1 protein-coding gene is annotated in these 1,486 nt (G+C 71.7%); it reads left to right on the top strand.

Translation table 11 applies throughout. The features are described 5' to 3' along the window. On the top strand, window positions 1-1,455 hold a 1,455-nt coding region (locus STRTUCAR8_RS00060), incomplete at its 5' end, for an aldehyde dehydrogenase family protein (RefSeq protein ID WP_006373293.1). Window positions 1,456-1,486: the final 31 nt, after the last annotated feature.

The raw sequence follows: 1,486 nt of genomic DNA on the forward strand, positions 1-1,486 counted from the left end.
ACCTCCACGCCGCCCGTCACCCACGCCTTCTGGCTCGCCGGCCGTCAGGCCACCGGCGAGACCACCTTCGACGTCACCTCCCCCTGGGACGGACGCCTCGTCGGCAAGGTCGGCGTGCCGACCGAGGCCCAGGTCGAGGAAGCCGTCGCCGCCGCCCACGCCGTCCGCGACGAGTTCGCCGCCACCCCGGCCCACGTCCGTGCCGCCGCCCTCGACCACGTCAGCCGGCGTCTCGTCGAGCGCACGGAGGAGATCGCCCAGCTCATCTCCGCCGAGAACGGCAAGCCGATCAAGTGGGCCCGCGGCGAGGTCGGCCGAGCCGTCTCCGTGTTCCGGTTCGCCGCCGAGGAAGCCCGGCGCTTCAACGGCGGCGAGGCGCAGCGCCTCGACACAGACCTCGGCGGTCAGGGCCGTCTCGCCCTCACCCGGCGCTTCCCGAAGGGCGTCGTCCTCGGTATCGCGCCCTTCAACTTCCCCCTCAACCTCTGCGCCCACAAGATCGCCCCGGCGATCGCGGCAGGCGCCCCCATCATCCTGAAGCCGGCCCCGGCCACGCCTCTCTCCGGCCTGATCATCGGCGAACTCCTCGCCGAGACCGACCTGCCCGCCGGTTCCTGGAGCGTCCTCCCGGTCGCCAACGACCGTATGCCCGCCCTCGTGCAGGACCCGCGGCTGCCGGTGATCTCGTTCACCGGGTCGGAGCAGGTCGGCTACGCGATCATGGACTCCGTGCCGCGCAAGCACTGCACCCTCGAGCTGGGAGGCAACGGCGCGGCCGTCGTCCTCGGCGACTACGCCTCCGACGCCGACCTCGACTGGGCGGCGACCCGTATCGCCACGTTCTCCAACTACCAGGGCGGCCAGTCCTGCATCTCCGTGCAGCGGGTCATCGCGGACACCGCCGTGTACGACCGGCTGCTGCCCCGTATCGTCGCCGCCGTCGAGGCGCAGGTGACCGGCGACCCGGCCGACGGCGCCACCGACGTCGGGCCACTGGTCAGCGAGGACGCGGCCAAGCGGGTCGAGGCCTGGGTCGACGAAGCCGTGAAGGCGGGAGCCAGCCTCCTCGCCGGTGGCAAGCGGGACGGTGCCTCGTACGCGCCGACCGTCCTCACCGACGTACCCGCCGACGTCACGATCTCCTGCGAGGAGGTCTTCGGGCCGGTCCTCACCGTGCGGAGGGTGGACGGCGAGGCCGAGGCCTTCGCCGCCGCCAACGACTCCAAGTACGGCCTCCAGGCAGGCGTGTTCACCCATGACCTCCAGGCCGCCTTCCGGGCCCACCGTGCCCTGGAGGTCGGCGGTGTCGTCATCGGCGACGTGCCGTCCTACCGCGCCGACCAGATGCCGTACGGCGGTGCCAAGCAGTCCGGTGTCGGACGCGAGGGCGTCAGGTTCGCGATGGACGACTACACGTACGAGCGCGTCCTCGTACTGACCGGCCTCGCCCTCTAGATAATGGGAACCGTTTCCACATACACTCGCC

The organism is Streptomyces turgidiscabies Car8 (assembly GCF_000331005.1).
GTDB classification, from domain to species: Bacteria; Actinomycetota; Actinomycetes; order Streptomycetales; family Streptomycetaceae; genus Streptomyces; species Streptomyces turgidiscabies.